The 15,679-nt window shown below is 63.2% G+C and carries 14 protein-coding genes; 7 read left to right on the forward strand and 7 right to left on the reverse strand.

Annotation, left to right across the window (positions count from 1 at the left end; all coding sequences use genetic code 11):
* The first annotated feature begins 8 nt into the window (after positions 1 to 8).
* From EOB59_RS00610 to EOB59_RS00640, 7 genes are all read left to right on the forward strand, one after another.
* Positions 9 to 884 carry a carboxyltransferase domain-containing protein gene (locus tag EOB59_RS00610; protein ID WP_127811209.1) on the forward strand — a complete coding sequence of 292 codons (876 nt, stop codon included), beginning with the start codon at positions 9 to 11 and terminating at the stop codon, positions 882 to 884.
* Entirely contained in the window at positions 874 to 1,845 is a 972-nt protein-coding gene (locus EOB59_RS00615; RefSeq protein ID WP_127319973.1) for a biotin-dependent carboxyltransferase family protein, read from the forward strand. The genes EOB59_RS00610 and EOB59_RS00615 overlap by 11 nt, the downstream gene beginning before the upstream one ends.
* A gap of 249 nt (positions 1,846 to 2,094) precedes the next feature.
* The gene (locus tag EOB59_RS00620; RefSeq protein ID WP_027163992.1) at positions 2,095 to 2,847 is read left to right on the forward strand and encodes an ABC transporter ATP-binding protein; all 753 of its coding nucleotides are present in this window, start codon (positions 2,095 to 2,097) and stop codon (positions 2,845 to 2,847) included.
* A complete protein-coding gene (locus EOB59_RS00625) occupies positions 2,844 to 3,578 on the forward strand; it encodes an ABC transporter ATP-binding protein (protein ID WP_027036290.1) in 735 nt (244 codons plus the stop codon). The genes EOB59_RS00620 and EOB59_RS00625 overlap by 4 nt, the downstream gene beginning before the upstream one ends.
* 1 nt (position 3,579) lies before the next feature.
* The gene (locus tag EOB59_RS00630; protein WP_027036291.1) at positions 3,580 to 4,485 is read left to right on the forward strand and encodes a branched-chain amino acid ABC transporter permease; all 906 of its coding nucleotides are present in this window, start codon (positions 3,580 to 3,582) and stop codon (positions 4,483 to 4,485) included.
* Positions 4,486 to 4,489: 4 nt separating this feature from the next.
* Positions 4,490 to 5,581, forward strand: a complete 1,092-nt coding sequence (locus EOB59_RS00635; RefSeq protein WP_127326909.1) for a branched-chain amino acid ABC transporter permease — start codon at positions 4,490 to 4,492, stop codon at positions 5,579 to 5,581.
* A gap of 43 nt (positions 5,582 to 5,624) precedes the next feature.
* Positions 5,625 to 6,818, forward strand: a complete 1,194-nt coding sequence (locus EOB59_RS00640) for an ABC transporter substrate-binding protein (protein WP_127317803.1) — start codon at positions 5,625 to 5,627, stop codon at positions 6,816 to 6,818.
* Positions 6,819 to 6,974: 156 nt separating this feature from the next.
* Here the strand turns inward: EOB59_RS00640 and EOB59_RS00645 are convergent, their stop codons facing one another.
* The 7 genes from EOB59_RS00645 to EOB59_RS00675 form a co-directional block, all read right to left on the reverse strand.
* Positions 6,975 to 7,643 (reverse strand): nuclear transport factor 2 family protein, encoded by a 669-nt coding sequence (locus tag EOB59_RS00645; protein WP_127396157.1) that lies wholly within the window; start codon positions 7,641 to 7,643, stop codon positions 6,975 to 6,977.
* Complete coding sequence (locus EOB59_RS00650) at positions 7,640 to 9,022, reverse strand: aspartate aminotransferase family protein (RefSeq protein ID WP_127396158.1); 1,383 nt, start codon at positions 9,020 to 9,022, stop codon at positions 7,640 to 7,642. The genes EOB59_RS00645 and EOB59_RS00650 overlap by 4 nt, the downstream gene beginning before the upstream one ends.
* 94 nt (positions 9,023 to 9,116) lie before the next feature.
* Positions 9,117 to 9,848 (reverse strand): LamB/YcsF family protein, encoded by a 732-nt coding sequence (locus EOB59_RS00655; protein ID WP_127317797.1) that lies wholly within the window; start codon positions 9,846 to 9,848, stop codon positions 9,117 to 9,119.
* A 12-nt stretch (positions 9,849 to 9,860) separates the two neighbouring features.
* Complete coding sequence (locus EOB59_RS00660) at positions 9,861 to 12,209, reverse strand: xanthine dehydrogenase family protein molybdopterin-binding subunit (RefSeq protein WP_128287402.1); 2,349 nt, start codon at positions 12,207 to 12,209, stop codon at positions 9,861 to 9,863.
* Positions 12,202 to 12,699 (reverse strand): (2Fe-2S)-binding protein, encoded by a 498-nt coding sequence (locus tag EOB59_RS00665; RefSeq protein ID WP_128287403.1) that lies wholly within the window; start codon positions 12,697 to 12,699, stop codon positions 12,202 to 12,204. Before EOB59_RS00665 ends, EOB59_RS00660 begins: the two co-directional genes overlap by 8 nt.
* Entirely contained in the window at positions 12,696 to 13,547 is an 852-nt protein-coding gene (locus tag EOB59_RS00670; protein ID WP_127811214.1) for an FAD binding domain-containing protein, read from the reverse strand. The genes EOB59_RS00665 and EOB59_RS00670 overlap by 4 nt, the downstream gene beginning before the upstream one ends.
* 162 nt (positions 13,548 to 13,709) lie before the next feature.
* Positions 13,710 to 15,677: a hydantoinase B/oxoprolinase family protein gene (locus tag EOB59_RS00675; RefSeq protein ID WP_127380462.1), complete on the reverse strand. Its 1,968-nt coding sequence runs from the start codon at positions 15,675 to 15,677 to the stop codon at positions 13,710 to 13,712.
* Positions 15,678 to 15,679 lie beyond the last annotated feature (2 nt).

Raw genomic sequence — 15,679 nt, forward strand, 5'->3', positions numbered from 1 at the left:
GAGGACCGATGTCGATACGATTCAACTTCGGCGGTGACGAACATATCTTCGGCGAGGTGTCCGAAGAAATGTCGCTCACCTCCTTCTTTACCGGCCTTTCGATGACGAACGCGGTGCGTACGGCAGGCATCCGAGGTGTCACCGAGATCTGCCCAGCCAACGCCAGCTTCCAGATTCGCTTCAACCCCGACATCGTCAAGCCGCAGGATTTGCTCAGCGAACTGAAGTCGATGGAAGAGGCGGCCTCGAAGGCGGACCCGGTGCTGAAGACCCGGATCATCGAACTGCCGGTTTATTTCCAGGATCCATGGACGCGTGAAACCTGCCTGCGCTTCCGCGAGCGCCATCAGGACCCCTCCTCCACCGATCTTGAATATTCGGCACGCATCAACGGCTACGCCACGGTGGAAGAGTTTATCACGGCATATTCCGGCCAGCCCTGGTTCGTGTCCATGGTCGGCTTCGTCGCCGGACTCCCCTTCCTGTACCAGATGGTTGAGCGCAAGAAACAGATTCAGGCGCCGAAATATTTGCGTCCACGCACCGACACTCCCAAGCTCACCATTGGCCATGGCGGCTGCTTTGCAGCGATCTATTCGGTGCGCGGCGCTGGCGGCTACCAGATGTATGGCATAACCCCGGCTCCGATCTACGACCCGACCAGGAAGGTGCGCTACCTCTCAGATGATATGTGCCTGTTCGAGCCAGGCGACATCGTCAAGTTCAAGGCCATTGGCCGCGATGACTACGACGCCACGCTGGAGGAAATCGAAGCCAATCGGTGGCAGCCGACGGTTCGCGAGTGCACCTTCAGCCTGAAGGACTTCAACGGCGATATTTACGGCACCAATGCAAAGCTGATGGAGCTTATCAATGGCCGTTAAGGTAATCTCACCCGGCCTCTCCACTTCCGTGCAGGATCTTGGCCGACCGGGCCACTACCATGTCGGCATTCCAGAAGGTGGCGGCATGGACCGCTTTGCCACACGCATCGCAAACCTGCTTGTCGGCAACGATCCGGGTGCCGCGGTGCTCGAAGCCACCTTCATGGGCCCCGAACTCGAATTCACCCAATCCGCGGTCGTCGCCGTCACGGGAGGAGAACTCCCCCCCAAACTCAATGGCGAGGAACGGCCGACCTGGGAAAGTTTTCCGGTGAAGGCCGGTGACCGGCTTTCCTTCGGCTTCCTCAAGGGCGGCGCGCGCGCTTATCTGGCCGTCTCCGGCGGTATCGACGTACCCGTGGTTCTCGGTTCGCGCTCGACTTACATTCTGGGCGCACTCGGCGGCCATCAGGGCCGCACGCTGAAGGCGGGTGATGAGCTTCCCCTCGGCGAGGGTTCCGGCAAAGCCGGTCTTTCACTGCCTGCAAATCTGCGCCGCGCGGGCAATAGTCCGGCGGAACTCAGAATGCTTCCCGGCATGTACTGGCATCGGATCACTGAAGCTGCCGGCACTCGGTTCTTTGAGGAAACCTGGAAGGTCGCACCCGAAGCCGACCGCATCGGCTATCGCTTCCGGGGTGGGACGCCGCTGGAATTCGTCGAGCGCGAGCAGCCTTTCGGTGCGGGCTCCGACCCCTCGAACATCGTCGATGCCTGCTATCCCTACGGATCCGTCCAGGTGCCGAGTGGCACGGAGCCGATCGTTCTTCACCGGGACGCGGTTTCGGGTGGCGGGTACATGATGCTGGGCGTGGTGATATCGGCCGACATGGACCTTATCGCCCAGCTCCAGCCGCACACCCCGGCGCGCTTCGTTCCGGTGACGCTGGAAGACGCGCTTGCCGCGCGAACCGAACAGCGCGCCGCGCTGGCGCGTGCTGAAGGGCATCTGGCCGGCTGACGTCAGCCGGGAAAATGCCGGCGGAGGAGCCGGTGGCGAGGAGATCGGCCGGCCAAAACCGACCGTGCGTGGCGGAAGACAAAATCCGGTGCGCGAAACGACAAGACGACGCCGGGCAACGGCGTGAATTTGGCACCCGAGCAGTCCGCTAGAGACCGCCGGAACCGACAGGGGAAGACATTTGCAACGTGACTGGCCGCAAGGCCGGATGCTTCGCGCCTTTCCGTCGGTAGAAAGAAGGAAAGGGTCATGAGTCATCTGAGCGCGGAGAATGTCTCGGTATCGTTTGCGGGGCTGAAGGCCCTGTCATCGGTAGACCTCCAAATTACGCCCGGCCGCATCAGTGGCCTCATCGGCCCGAATGGCGCTGGCAAGACCACGCTCGTCAACGTGCTGACCGGCTTCCAGGCACCGACGGAAGGCACCATCAAGCTCGACGGGGCAGCACTCACAGGTCTCAAGCCGCATCAGGTCCGGCGGCGCGGCATTGCCCGCACCTTCCAGGGTGGGCGGCTCTTCCGCGACCTGCCTGTGCTGGACAATTTGGAGGTAACCGGCGTTGGTCTGGGAATGAGCCGGCGCGCTGCCATCGCCGAAGCGGAAGCGATGCTCGACTGGATAGGCATCGGTGCGCTGGGCACCCGCATCGCCGGAACGTTGCCATATACGGACGAGCGCCGCGTCGCCATTGGCCGCGCCCTGATGGGACGGCCCGCGTACATCCTGCTCGACGAGCCCGCGGCTGGCATGAGCGCGCTGGAGGCGCGGGAGCTTTCGGCCCTGATAAGACATATCGCCAGCGATCTCGGCTGTGGTGTCCTGCTCATCGAGCACAATGTCGGGCTGGTGCTCGGCCTTTGCCAGCATATCGTCGTGCTCGATTCCGGAGCGATCATCGAGGAAGGCCCGCCTGCCGCGATCCGCGACAGCGAGAAGGTGCGCCACGCCTATATGGGCACGGCCGCGAACACCGACCTGCCTGTGCTGGAGGCGATGGAATGAGCCTGCTCGCCCTTTCCGATATCACTATCCGCTACAGCCGTCTCACGGCGGTCCGAAATGTCTCCTTCTCCATGGACGAGGGAGAAATCCTGTTCATCACCGGCCCGAACGGAGCCGGGAAGTCTTCGCTGCTGCGCGCGATCGCCGGTGTTACGCCAGTGGCGGGCGGCCGGATCGACCTTGCAGGTCATGAGATCACCGGCCAGGCGCCGGAGAACATCGCCCGGCTCGGATTCTCCATGGTGCCGGAGGGGCGCGATGTCTTCGGCTCGCTGACGACCGAAGAGAACCTTCTGGTCGGAACCGGCATGCACGCCCGCGAACGCGGCTGGCGCAGCCGAGCGGCCGACGAACTCGAAGCCGTCTACGCAACCTTCCCGATGCTGAAAGAGAGGCGGCATGGGCAGGCGGGATTGCTGTCCGGCGGGCAGCAGCAAATGCTGGTCATCGGACGCGCGTTGATGACCAATCCGCGGCTTGTAGCCATCGACGAGCCTTCGCTGGGCCTCGCCCCCAACATCAACGACCAGGTCTATGAGCGGCTGATCGCGCTGCGTGCGCAGCGCCAGCTCACGCTCCTGATCGTTGAGCAGAGCTCGGCCCGGGCGATGATGGTGGGAGGGCGGATGATCCTGATGCGTGGCGGACAGATCGTGCTCGATGGCGACGCGCGGACGCTCGGCAACGGCGAGGCGATCCAGGCTGCCTATTTCGGTTACGAGGACCACTGAGATGCTCCAGATCCTGTTCGACGCACTCTCGCTTGGTTCGCTCTACGCGCTTGGGGCGCTTGGCATTGCCCTCATCTTCGGCGTCATGCGGCTGGTGAACTTCGCGCATGGCGACGTCATCGCCTTCTGCGTCTTCGCGCTGCTATGGCCCTCAACAGACGCCATGGCCATCGTCTTCGCTGGCCAATTGCCGTGGTACCTGCTGGTGCCCTTCGTGCTCCTTTGCGGGGCCGGGCTGTCGGTGCTGTGCGAAATCGTTGTCTTCAGGCGGTTCCGCCAGGCAAATCCGGCAACCATGATGATCGCCTCCTTCGCGCTCGGTTTCGTCATTCGCTACTTCCTGCTCATGCTTTTCTCCAGTCGGCCGAAATCGATCTCGCTGCTGCCCGAACTGTCCCAGCCGGTGGAGATCCTCGGTGCCAGGCTTCCCCTCCTCCAGCTCATAACAATCGTCGCCACGATGGTCATCCTGATCGGCCTGACACTGTTCCTGCGTCAAACCCGCTTCGGCCTGGAGATGCGGGCGGCGGCCGAGAACTTCTCGATGGCCCGCATGCTGGGTGTGCGTGCGAACCGGGTTATCATGGGCGCGTTCGCGCTCTCCGGCGCGTTGGCCGCCGCCATTGCACTGATCTTTGGCGCCCAGACAGGCACGCTGGACATCCAGATGGGCGCCTCGATCATGTTGATGGCCTTCATCGCCACCGTCATTGGCGGCCTCGGCAGCCTCGGGGGAGCCGTGCTCGCCGGCTTCTTGCTGGGTGCCGCCTCGGTGATCATGCAGGTCATGCTGCCCATCGACGCCCGGCCGTTCCGCGATGCCTTTGTCTATGGAGCGGTCATCCTCGTTCTCCTCTTCCGCCCGCAAGGGCTTATTGCCGCGCGCGGCACCAAGGAAAGGGTCTGATTTCATGGGTGTCGCCGCCTCCCTCACCAACTCTACCGCTGCCGGTGCCGCGGCTGCCGAGCGAAAGCCCGCCCGCTTCGCGCTTGCCCGCCGCACAATCCTGACGCCGGTCCTGCTTTCTCTGCTGCTGCTGGCCATCGCGCTGATCACGGTGATGACCGGATCGCGGCCCTTCAACCAGACGGTGATCGACGTGTTCGTCCGTGTCATCCTCGTCGTGGGCCTATACATCTTTATCGGAAATTCGGGCGTTCTCAGCTTCGGGCATATCGGCTTCACCTGCCTTGGCGCCTACGCGGCCGCATGGCTCACCATCAATCCGATGATGAAACGCGGTTCGCTGCCGGGATTGCCCGAATGGCTGCTGGCGACCCGTTTGCCGTACTGGCAATCGGCCGTGCTGGCGGCATTGTTCGCCGCCCTCGCCGCTCTCATCTTCGGGCGGGTGCTGATGCGGCTATCCGGCATCGCGGCTTCGATCGCGACCTTCGCGATGCTCGCCATGATCAACACAATTTATTCCAACTGGGAGAGCGTGACCGGAGCGACCTCATCGGTCGTCGGCATTCCGATCGTGCGCATGATCTGGCCGTATCTCATCGGCGCCGTGGTCGCAATCTTCATCGCCTGGGCGCACGCGATCTCCCGGTCCGGCCTGGCCCTTCGTGCTGCCCGCGACGAGCCCACCGCCGCCGCGGCTTCCGGTATCGACATTCCCAGGGAAAGACTCGTGGCGTTCGTCGTATCGGGCGCGGTGATGGGGCTGGGCGGTGCGCTTATGGCTCATTCCATCGGCGTGGTCACACCCGATACATTCTATCTCGGTCTCACCTTCATCACCCTTTCCATGCTCGTCGTCGGCGGCATGGGCAGCCTGTCGGGGGGTGTGGTGGGTGTCGTCCTGCTGTCCGCCCTGATCCAGGCGCTGCGCTGGCTGGAGGCAGGCGTATCGCTCGGCGAGTCCACTTTCGCCCTCCCGAAAGGGGTCCAGGAAATAGCCCTCGGCGTCATCATGATCGTGATCCTCGCGCTTCGCCCATCCGGACTCATGGGCAACCGCGAGCTCACCTTACCTCGCAGCAGTCGCAACAAGTGACCGGCGGCACAAGCCCGACCGGAAAACAAAAAAGGAGACGTGCATGACATACAAAATGAGAATTGTCGCAACCGCTCTGGCCTCGATGTCCATCGCATATCCGGCGCTGGCCGATGACAAGACTATCGTCATCGGCTTCGCCACTGCGGAGTCGGGCTTCATGGAAGCTTATGACAAGCCTGCGCAGGAGGCGGCCTTGATCCGCATCGACGAGATCAATGCGGCTGGCGGCCTGCTTGGAAAGCAGATCAAGGTTGTCAAGGCCGACACCAAGTCCGACCGGGCCGAAGGCGCCAAGGCGGGCCTCTCCGTGCTCGACCAGGGTGCGGATCTCGTGGTCGTGTCCTGCGATTACGACTTCGGATCGCCGGCTGCGCTCGCGGCCGAGGACGCGGGCCGTATCTCCTTCTTCCTGTGCGCGGAATCGGTCAAGGCCGGTATCCAGGGTGTCGGCCCGCACAGCTTCTCCGCGTCGGTGCTGGCGGCCGTGCAGGGCGCAACCATGGCCGAGTGGGCATTCAAGGAAAAGGGCGCAAAGGACTTCTACCGTCTGCTCGATACCTGGACGGCCTACAACAAGGGCATCTGCGACGGCTTCGACTGGATGATGCCGAAGCTCGAAGCCCAGGGCGCGAAGCTTGTCGGTGAAGACACCTTCAAGAACGAGGACGCCTCCATCGCCGCGCAGATCACCCGCATCAAGTCTCTGCCGAAGGAGCCGGATGCGATCATGCTTTGCACGATGATGCCGGGCGCTGTCTCGGCCATCAAGCAGCTTCGCGCCGCGGGTATCAACTCCATGATCCTGAATGGATCGGGCGTCGACGGTAGCTATTGGCTTTCGGCTGTGCCCGATCTGACGAACTTCTACGTCCCCGTTCAGGGATCGATCTATGGCGACGATCCCAATCCGGCCGTGCTGAAGTTCAATGCCACCTACAAGGCGAAGACAGGCGCCGATCCCTCGAGCCAGTATGTCTTTCCGGGTTACGTCATGGTCGACGTCTGGGCCAAGGCGGTGGAGCGTGCAGGCACGGCCGATGCCGACGCGGTCGTCGCGGAACTGGAAAAGATGAAGAATGAGCCGACGCTGTTCGGGCCTCGTACCTTCTCGCCGGAACTGCATCACCAGAACCAGACGCGGTACCTGATCGTCGAGACCAAGGCCGGCAAGCCGGGTGTTGTAGGCAACTGGACGATTTCCGAGCCGGTACCGATGGAAGCCTTGCTCAAGTAGGAGAAGATGGGCCGGATAAGTCCGGCCCTTCATCTACGAAAGGCCCTGTTCCTCTGGGACGACCGGGCCTTTCGTCTTTGAGGATCTTGCCTTTGGACAAAAAATGAGGGCGGCCCGTTTGGACCGCCCTTGTCGCCCGATGAATTCAGATTTTCGCTACCCTCGCGCTTTGCGGTAGGAATCCTTGAGCGCTATGAGCTCCCCCGAGAAAGCGAAGATATCGCAGCCGTCGACTTCGATTTTCTGCCCCGCTGCCGTGGTGCCGACGAAGCGCCATGATGAAAGCCCGGTGTCGCCCGTCACGACGTGCCGTCCCCTGGTCCACTCGGCTTTCGGGAAGGCATCGAACAGCGCTGCATAGGCGGCGCGCACGGCGTCACGCCCCATATGCTTGCGCCCTTCGGCATCGGGTCCAGCCGAGCCGTGGAAAGCGCAATTCTCAGCCATGCAGTCCATCAGCGCGCCCACGTCGCGGGCGTTCCAGGCCGCGAGGAACCGGTCGAGCACGGCCAGCCGCCTGGCTGCGAGATCGCCGGCTTCAACGACCTCGACCTCCAGGAACGCGAGCGGTGCATCGCCGGCATTGATGACGTTGTGAGCCACACCCGTCCGCCGCGAATAGGGCACCCCTTGGGTGAGAGCGGCTTGCGACTGCGCGCCGTCCGGGCCTTCGAGACCGAGTTTGCCGCCCGTAAGCGGCACGATGACGTAGTCATGGCCATGGATGTGCCAGCCGGTCTCGGCCCCGGTGGCAAAGCGCCATTCGGTGACCCGGAAGCGTTCGTCGTCGATATGGACGACCGGTTCGGCTTTCATGCGGGTCATTCAAGTCCCTCCTTGGCGACCGCACCGGTCAGGCGCTCAAGCGTCCGGCCCATGCGCGTCATGATTTCCTTCACATCGTCTTCTGTCGAGATCATCGGCGGACAGAGCGCGAGCTGGTCGCCGATGGCGCGGAAGATGAGGCCTTCCTCGTGGCCGATTCCTGCTGCGATAGCCCCTACACGCCCAACCTTGGCGAAGGGGCGTTTCGTCGCCTTGTCCGCCACCAGTTCAACGGCGCCGATAAGACCGGTGCCCCTCGCTTCGCCGACAAGCGGGTGATCGGCGAATGAGCGGATGCCGGCCTGGAACGACGTCTCAAGGCGGGCCGCGTTTCCGATCAGGTCCCGCTCCTCGAAGATGGCCAGATTCTCGAGACCCACCGCCGTGGCGACCGGATGACCCGACGCGGTGAAGCCGTGGCCGAAATTGCCGATCGTGGCGGTGTTGTCGGCGATCGCCTGATAGATCGCATCGGAGAAAATGACGGCGGCAAGCGGCATATAAGACGACGTGATTTGCTTGGAGACCGTCATGATATCAGGCGTGAAGCCGTATTTCTGAGCGCCGAAGGGCGTACCAAGCCGCCCGAAACCACAGATCACCTCGTCTGCTATCAGAATGATATCATTTGCCCGGCAGATTTTCTCCACGCCTTCCCAGTACCCGACCGGTGGTGGCAGAACGCCGCCGGCTGCCATAAGCGGCTCTCCTATGAAGGCCGCGATGGTGTCAGCCCCTTCTTCCGCGATCACCGCTTCCAGTTCGGCGAGCAGGCGCGCCGTGAAGGCGGCTTCGTCTTCGCCTTCCATGCCGAAGCGATAGAAGTGCGGGCAGGTCAGGTGGCGAACGGGAATCGCTGGCAGATCGAAGTCGCGATGGTTGACCGGCAGGCCTGTCAGGCTGCCGGAGGCGACGGTGATGCCGTGATAGCCCTTGGTCCGCGCCAGGAATTTCTTCTTTTTTGGCCGGCCCAGCGCGTTGTTCATGAACCACATCATCTTGACGATGGTGTCGTTGGCTTCCGAGCCCGACGACGTGAAGAAGACACGCGTCAGGTTTTCCGGCGTCATCTCCACGAGTTTCTCCGCGAGCCGGATGGATGGCTCATGCGCCTTGGAGGAGAAGGTGTGATAGTAGGGCAGCTTCAGCATCTGCTGATAGGCAGCGTCGGCCAACCGCTTTTCCGAAAAGCCGACGCCCACCGACCAGAGCCCGGCGAGCCCTTCGATGTATTCCTTGCCGCGTTCGTCATACACGCGGATGCCGTCGCCGCGGCTGATGATCAGCGGCCCGGTTTCTTCGTGCTGACGCAGGTTTGTGTATGGGTGCATGGTGGTGGCGATGTCGGCGGCGGCGAGAGAGTTGGAAAGCGCATCCATGGAAGTCCTCAGCGGCTTGGGGAAATGGTTCGGGCGGTGAGTTCGAGATAGTCCTCGATCCCATGCGTGGAGCTTTCACGATTCGGGAAACGAATCATGGCAGGCTGTTGGAATGGGTGTCGATGATCCGCCGCATCAGCGCGGCTACGTCGCGCGCATTCGGAGGATCGGAGTGGATGCAGACGGTGTCGAAGTCGACCGGGCGGATCGTACCGTCTGTCGTGACGAGTTCGCGTCGGGTAAGCGCCCCCACCATGCGATGCTCGGCAAGTGTCAGGTCGATGGCCGACTGGACGCGCGGGATGATCAGGCTGCCGCCGGGAGCGTAGGCAAGATCGGGAAAGAACTCGCCCACGAAGGCAACGCCGAGCTCGGCTGCCGCCGTCTCGTGACGGGTTCCCGCCAGGCCGAAGAGCGGGACGCCGAACGGCTTGACCGCCGCGGCAATTGCCCGGGCAGTGTCTATGTCGTGCGCGGCCATGCCGTAGATGATGCCATGCGGCTTGACATGGCTGAGCTGCCCGCCCTCGGCGGCCAGCATCCCCGTCAGAGCACCGATTTGGTAGAGGAAGGCGGCTGTCAGTTCCTCCGGTTGAAGTTTCATCTCGCGCCGGCCGAATCCCTCGCGATCGGGAAGGGACGGATGCGCGCCAACCTTCTTTCCGTGCGAAAGCGCGAGCCGCACGGTCTTCAGCATCGTCCATGGATCGGAGGCGTGGAAGCCGCATGCGATGTTGGCGCAATCGATGTGAGGCATGATGCCGGCATCGTCGCCGAAACGCCAGTTGCCGTAACTTTCCCCCATGTCGCAGTTCAGGGTGACCATGGTTTGCTTGCCTCAGCCCAGAGTGTTCGACGCCCAGCCGGGGGCGATGTGCGGGAATTCCGGCGGTGGTTCGCGCTCATGCAGCAGTCGAAGCACGCGCGGCGGCGTCAGTGGCAGCTGCCGCACCGGTTTGCCGATAGCGCGTGCCACAGCGCAGCCGATCGCGGCGCCCACGGCCAGGATCGGGACCTCGCCCGCGCCCTTGGTGCCTAGAGGCCCCATCGACGGTGCGCCCTCGTAGAGGTCGGCGGCGACCGGAACCACGTCCTGCGCCAGCGGCAGGCGATAGGTCTCGAAATCGTCCTGCGCGATGCGTCCGTCAGCGGTGATCGTCACCTCCTCATGCAGGGCGTAGCCGAGACCCTGCACGACACCACCCTGTATCTGGCCCATGACCGCGCGCGGGTTGAGTGCGCGGCCGACATCCTGCACCACGCGATAGGCCAGCACCTCGACATGACCGGTGTCCGGATCAACCGCCACCTCGGCCTCGTGAACGACGAAGACGGGGATGTCGAGCGCATCGATGAAGTGCCCCATCGCGCAGCCGGACATTGCCGGAGTGTTCCTGGCGGTAAAGGCTCCGCTTCCGGTGACCGGGCCGGTGGTTGCCTGCGCATGGGCGACGACAGCGGGGATCGACATGCCGGAACCGGGACGTCCCGTGATCTCGACACGACCATCCCGCACCACCAAGTCTTCCGGTCGGGTCTGGAGCATCTCACCGGCGGTCCGCAGCAGCTTCTCCCGCACTTCCGCGCAGGCAGCCACACTTGCCGCACCGATGGAGACGGTGGTGCGCCCACCGCCAACGCCGACATCGAGACCGGCGGCATCCGTATCGGCTTCGCGCACGATCACCTGGTCGGGAGCGAGGCCGAGCTGCCCGGCCACGATCTGCGGCAGGGATTGCACCATCGTGCCGGATCCGATCTCCACACCCGAGGTGACTAGCGTTGCGCTACCGTCGGCGTTCAAATTCACCGTCGCCGCCGAAGGCCCTACGAAAACAAACCATGTGCCGACCGTGGTTGCAATTCCATAGAGCCTGCCGTCGGCCTTGGCCTCTGATGTACCGGTACTGGCGCGTAACGCCTCCATGCGATCGAGCATCGGACCTAGCACATCGGCCTCGAAAACCTGGCCCGTGGCACCGAGATCGCCATCTCCCAGGACATTTTTCTTCCGGAACTCCATAGGGTCGAAGCCTAGCGCATCGCAGATTTCGTCGGTATGTCGCTCCAAAGCGAATGTGTTGTAGACGCCGTTGCAAGCTCGGAAAGCACCGTTGGGTGGTGTGTTGGTGTATACGGCGCGGCTGACGAGCCGCGTTGCGCCAACCCTGTAATTGCCGCCCAGCGTGTGCGCCGTCATCGTCGTCAGAAAAACCTGTTCGCCTCCATACGCGCCGCAGTCCATCAGCACGACCGCCTCGCGCCCGGCAATGTATCCTTCGGCAGTGACAGCGGACCGGATGCGGATTTCCGCATTCTCGCGGCAGAGGCAGGTTGCCATCTCTTCCTGCCGGGTATTTTCCAGGACCACCGTGCGCCCGGTCATTCGCGCCAGAAGTGCCGTGATAGGCTCGATGGATGCATCGAATTTCAGGCCGAACCCGCCGCCGACAGGGGGTACAGTGACCCGCACACGCCCGGGCGGAAGCTGCATGACCCTTCCGGTGACGTTGCGCACGGTCCAAGGCACCTGCGTCGAGGTCTGGATGTGAGCACGGCCGTCCTCCCAGGAGCCGATGGCAACGCGCGGTTCGAAGGGCACATGGTTCTGCCGGCCGACGGTGAAGCTGCTCTCGACAATGCGAATGTCGGGACGGGAGAAGGCCGCATCGACGTCGCCGCGACTGGATTTTGCCTCCCAGGCGATGTTGCCGGCACGTGCACCGCCCTCGGTGATCACCTCATAGCCGCGCCAGCCCTCGTGAACGAGACGGGCGGCGGGCTGGAGCGCTTCGGCCATGGTGGACACCGGTGCCAGCGGTTCGACCTCAAGCACGACGACTGCAAGCGCCGCCCGCGCCTGCTTCTCCGTTTCGGCGGCGATGACGGCGATTGGTTCGCCGTGATAGCGGATCGTGTCGATGGCCAGGAGCGGATGGTCGGCAATGCCGATGCCGTACAGCCCTGGCGCATCGGCGCCGGTCGCCACCGCGCGCACACCAGGACAGCGAAGTGCTGCCGAAACGTCGAGCTTGCGGATCCGCCCAGCGGCAACGGTCGAGCGCAGCAGCACGGCATGCAACATGTCGGGGCGAACCCGGTCGTTGGTGTATTTCGTGCGCCCGCGCAGCTTGTCCTGCGCATCGCGGCGGGGAAGGTTCATCACCGTGGCGGACAGCTCAGACATGGATGCCTCCTACCACCTGGCCAGCCATCCGCGCTTGGTCGAGCCAGTCGGCCACGGCGTCGACGATCCGCTCATATCCCGTGCAGCGGCACATGTTGCCGACCATCGCGGCCTTGATTTCGGGACGGCTCGCATGCGGATTGTCGCGCACGAACGCCGAAAGGCTCATGACCATTCCCGGGAAACACATGCCGCATTGCACGGCATCGGCCGCCTCGAAATTGGCCTGGAGCGGGTGCAGCGCCTGGTTTCCGGAACTCAATCCCTCGATGGTCGTCACCGCGCATCCCTGGACGAGGCCAATCGGCTTCAGGCAGGACGGCACCGCTTCATCGTCGACATGCACGGTGCACGCGCCGCAGAAGCCTTCGCGGCACACGGCTTTGGTCCCCGTCAGGAATCGTTCCTGCCGCAGGATGTCGACGAGTGGCGTCATCGGATCGCCATCAAAGCGGCAGTCCTCGCCATTCAGCTGGAATATCACGGTCATACCAGGCGCCCGGTCTTGAGAAGTGCGGCAACACCGCGCTTGACCAGCGGCGCAAGAACCTGGCGCCGGTACCAACCCTCCGCTTCCTTGCCGTCGCGGCCCTGAAAATCATTGTGCTCCAGCGCAAGCCCGGCGGTGCGTTCCGGATCGAGCGCAGAGGCCGAGTCCGCCGCCATGGCCTGTTCGAGCGCCGCCCAGCGCCGCGCTACCGGCTCCACCGAGCCGACGGCGATGCGACATCGTTTGTCCTTGTCTACCGCAAGCGAGACGATGGCGACCGGATAGTCGCCGGCTTTCCGAAGCGGCAGGCGGATATGAGCACTGGCGACAAGGTCGCGGCGCAGATGAATTCTCGTCACAATCGCTTCGGCCAGCAGCGCGTGCCTGTCTTCGAGGAAATCCGAAATACCGATGAGTTTTGGGCCTTCGAACGTCTCCAGTTCCACCGTCGCCTCACAGACGAGAAGCGCAGGGGGGAGATCGGCGGCGGCAAAGTCCAGGGCACAAAGGTTGCCGCCCACGGTGGCGACCCTTCGGATGCCGGGATTGGCCGCATTCTCCGCCGCGGCAACCAGACCTTCGAAGCCCACCGCCCCGTGCAACGCGCGGCCAAGGACTGCATGGCTAACGGCTGCGCCGATCACGACATGGTCCGGTGCGATTTCGACCTTGGACAAGGCGGGTATTCGGTGGAGTGCGACCAACGCCTCGGGAAGATCGACCCCGCGCCGTGGATCACGCATCATCCAGGTGCCGCCGGCAAGCACCGCCGCGCCTTGCCGGCGTGCGGCCATTGCCTCTTCAATCGTGCTGGCTGCGGTGAACGATCGTTCCACGCTTGGTGCCATCTGTCATACCCCTCGGAAGCAGCCAACTTTCGCGGCGCTGCAGCATTGTTGCTCCAGCTTTAGGCTCCTGTGAAATAGTAATTCTTTGAATATCGTATCGAAAAAACAGATAACTCGGGCATCCCGCGAGCGCCCGCAAGATTGCGGCGCGCTCGTTAGTGCTCAGACCCAGTGGGCGACGGTCCGTTTCTCAAAACTTTCCCGGAACTGGGCGGTGGTTTTGGGGAGCAGTTCGCCAGTCTCCCAGTCGAGGATCACGGCATAGTGCCGAACCGCATCGAGCGTATCGATCTCGCCGGAGCGGTATTTGCGCGCGACCTCCTCGGGATCCATGCGTGCCCAGTCCTTCCGTTTCGCCCGGATGTCGGCACGGCAGGCTTCGGTTGCCGTCCCGTCGATTTCGTACTGGCACAGGTCGCGGTCGATTTCGCGGATCACCACGCCGTAGTCAGTCCTGGCGCGCTCCAGGGAAACGTAGTCGTCGATCACGTCCTCCATCACCTTGCGGGGCTCGCGCTCCAATGGATCGCCGAAACCGCCGCCGCCGGCCGTCGGACGAGCGAACTGATCGCCTGTGTGGACGGAGTAATCGGAGAATACGGAGCCGAGCCAAATCTCGGTCTCTTCTCCGGCGCGCTTCATGGTCAAGCCGTGGGGCATCGACGGCAGGCCTCCTTCGACACCCCAGACGACAGCGCGCTCGCGGTCGCAAATATAGGACATGACGGCATTTTCAGCCTCAAGCAGCAACGAAGTCTTCTGCACGCCGACGCCGCCCCGCCATTTGCCGGGCCCGGCTGAATCCTGCTTGATCTGGAACTCGAGTGTCCGAGTGGGATTCACCCGCTCGTTGCCTTCGTTCGGCTGCGACATCAGCCCAGTTCCGAAGCAGGCGGTGGTGACATCGGCACCATCCTTGCCGTTGCGCCCGCCCCAACCGCCGGGCAGCCATTCGTAGAACATGAAGATCGGCTTTTCGGGTTTGCGCGCGTCCCGTCCCCCGGCCAGCAGATATTCGAGGTTGAAGGCGCAGGCGATAGCGCGTTCGGGCATGATCTTCGACCACATCTCGAAGATCGCGTTCATGATCTTTTCGAACGGCATCAGGAACCCGGTCACCGCCACCGGCCATTCCGCGCTGACGATGCTGTTCTTTGGCGCGGTCACCTCGATCATCCGGTAAAACCCGCTGTTGAGTGGAAGGTCCGGAAAGAAGGTCTTCATGCCGGCGACCACGGCCGAGAAGGTCGCGCCCGGGGCGGAATTGTACATCGAGGCAATGGTCGAATGGCTTCCCGTAAAATCGTAGTGGATCGTGTCGCCCTTGATCGTCATCTTGATGCGGATCGGGATCATGCCTTCGCCGGCACCGAGATCCCGGTCGATGTAGTCGACCGTCTCCCAAGTGCCGTCGGGCAGCTCCGCGAGACGCTTTCGCACCGCACGTTCGACGTAGTCCTGAACCTCCTCCATCCCGCGCATGACCTGGCCGCGTCCGTACTTCTTGACCAGCCGCAACAGTTCGCGCTCGGCGGCCTGCGTCGCCTGCGCCTGGGAATGGATGTCGCCAATGATCGATGCGGGATCGCGCGTGTTGGCCGCGATCATGTTGGCGACGTCGGAGCAGAAGCGGCCGCGCTGGAAAAGGCGCAACGGCGTGATCCGCAGGCCTTCGCGAAACATGTCGCGGGCGGTGACGTCGAAGGAACCCGGCACCGAGCCGCCAAGATCCGACCAGTGGCCGTTCGACTGTGAGAAGCCGATCAGTTTGTCTTCGTCGAAGATCGGCCGGACGAGCCGAACATCGCTGAAATGCGTACCGCCGGCATAGGGATCGTTGATTGCGTAGACGTCACCGGGTGCCATGTCGCCTTCGAAGACCCGGATCACCTCCTTGCACGTGTTGTGCAGTGTGCCGACATGAACCGCGATGTCGTAGTTGCCCTGGGCGACGGAGTTGCCATCGGCGTCGTGCAGGGCGTTCGAAAAGTCTCGGTTGTAGATGACGAAGGAATAGCAGGTGCGAAGCATCTGTTCGGCCATCTGGTCGACGGTGGTGATGAAGGAGTTCTTCAGCACCTCGAACGTTACCGGATCGAGGCCAGGGCTCGTTTCAATCAGCTTTGTCATGT

The organism is Mesorhizobium sp. M7A.F.Ca.MR.176.00.0.0 (assembly GCF_004023165.1).
Taxonomy (GTDB): Bacteria; Pseudomonadota; Alphaproteobacteria; order Rhizobiales; family Rhizobiaceae; genus Mesorhizobium.

What these genes read in the sequence shown, in the direction of transcription:
- EOB59_RS00620 (WP_027163992.1), top strand. Translation starts at nt 2,095, where the DNA reads ATGAGTCATCTGAGCGCGGAGAATGTCTCGGTATCGTTTGCGGGGCTG.
- EOB59_RS00655 (WP_127317797.1), bottom strand. Translation starts at nt 9,848, where the DNA reads ATGGTCACCCTGAACTGCGACATGGGGGAAAGTTACGGCAACTGGCGT.
- EOB59_RS00650 (WP_127396158.1), bottom strand. Translation starts at nt 9,022, where the DNA reads ATGGATGCGCTTTCCAACTCTCTCGCCGCCGCCGACATCGCCACCACC.
- EOB59_RS00615 (WP_127319973.1), top strand. Translation starts at nt 874, where the DNA reads ATGGCCGTTAAGGTAATCTCACCCGGCCTCTCCACTTCCGTGCAGGAT.
- EOB59_RS00640 (WP_127317803.1), top strand. Translation starts at nt 5,625, where the DNA reads ATGACATACAAAATGAGAATTGTCGCAACCGCTCTGGCCTCGATGTCC.
- EOB59_RS00610 (WP_127811209.1), top strand. Translation starts at nt 9, where the DNA reads ATGTCGATACGATTCAACTTCGGCGGTGACGAACATATCTTCGGCGAG.
- EOB59_RS00665 (WP_128287403.1), bottom strand. Translation starts at nt 12,699, where the DNA reads ATGACCGTGATATTCCAGCTGAATGGCGAGGACTGCCGCTTTGATGGC.
- EOB59_RS00675 (WP_127380462.1), bottom strand. Translation starts at nt 15,677, where the DNA reads ATGACAAAGCTGATTGAAACGAGCCCTGGCCTCGATCCGGTAACGTTC.
- EOB59_RS00645 (WP_127396157.1), bottom strand. Translation starts at nt 7,643, where the DNA reads ATGACCCGCATGAAAGCCGAACCGGTCGTCCATATCGACGACGAACGC.
- EOB59_RS00670 (WP_127811214.1), bottom strand. Translation starts at nt 13,547, where the DNA reads ATGGCACCAAGCGTGGAACGATCGTTCACCGCAGCCAGCACGATTGAA.
- EOB59_RS00660 (WP_128287402.1), bottom strand. Translation starts at nt 12,209, where the DNA reads ATGTCTGAGCTGTCCGCCACGGTGATGAACCTTCCCCGCCGCGATGCG.
- EOB59_RS00625 (WP_027036290.1), top strand. Translation starts at nt 2,844, where the DNA reads ATGAGCCTGCTCGCCCTTTCCGATATCACTATCCGCTACAGCCGTCTC.
- EOB59_RS00630 (WP_027036291.1), top strand. Translation starts at nt 3,580, where the DNA reads ATGCTCCAGATCCTGTTCGACGCACTCTCGCTTGGTTCGCTCTACGCG.
- EOB59_RS00635 (WP_127326909.1), top strand. Translation starts at nt 4,490, where the DNA reads ATGGGTGTCGCCGCCTCCCTCACCAACTCTACCGCTGCCGGTGCCGCG.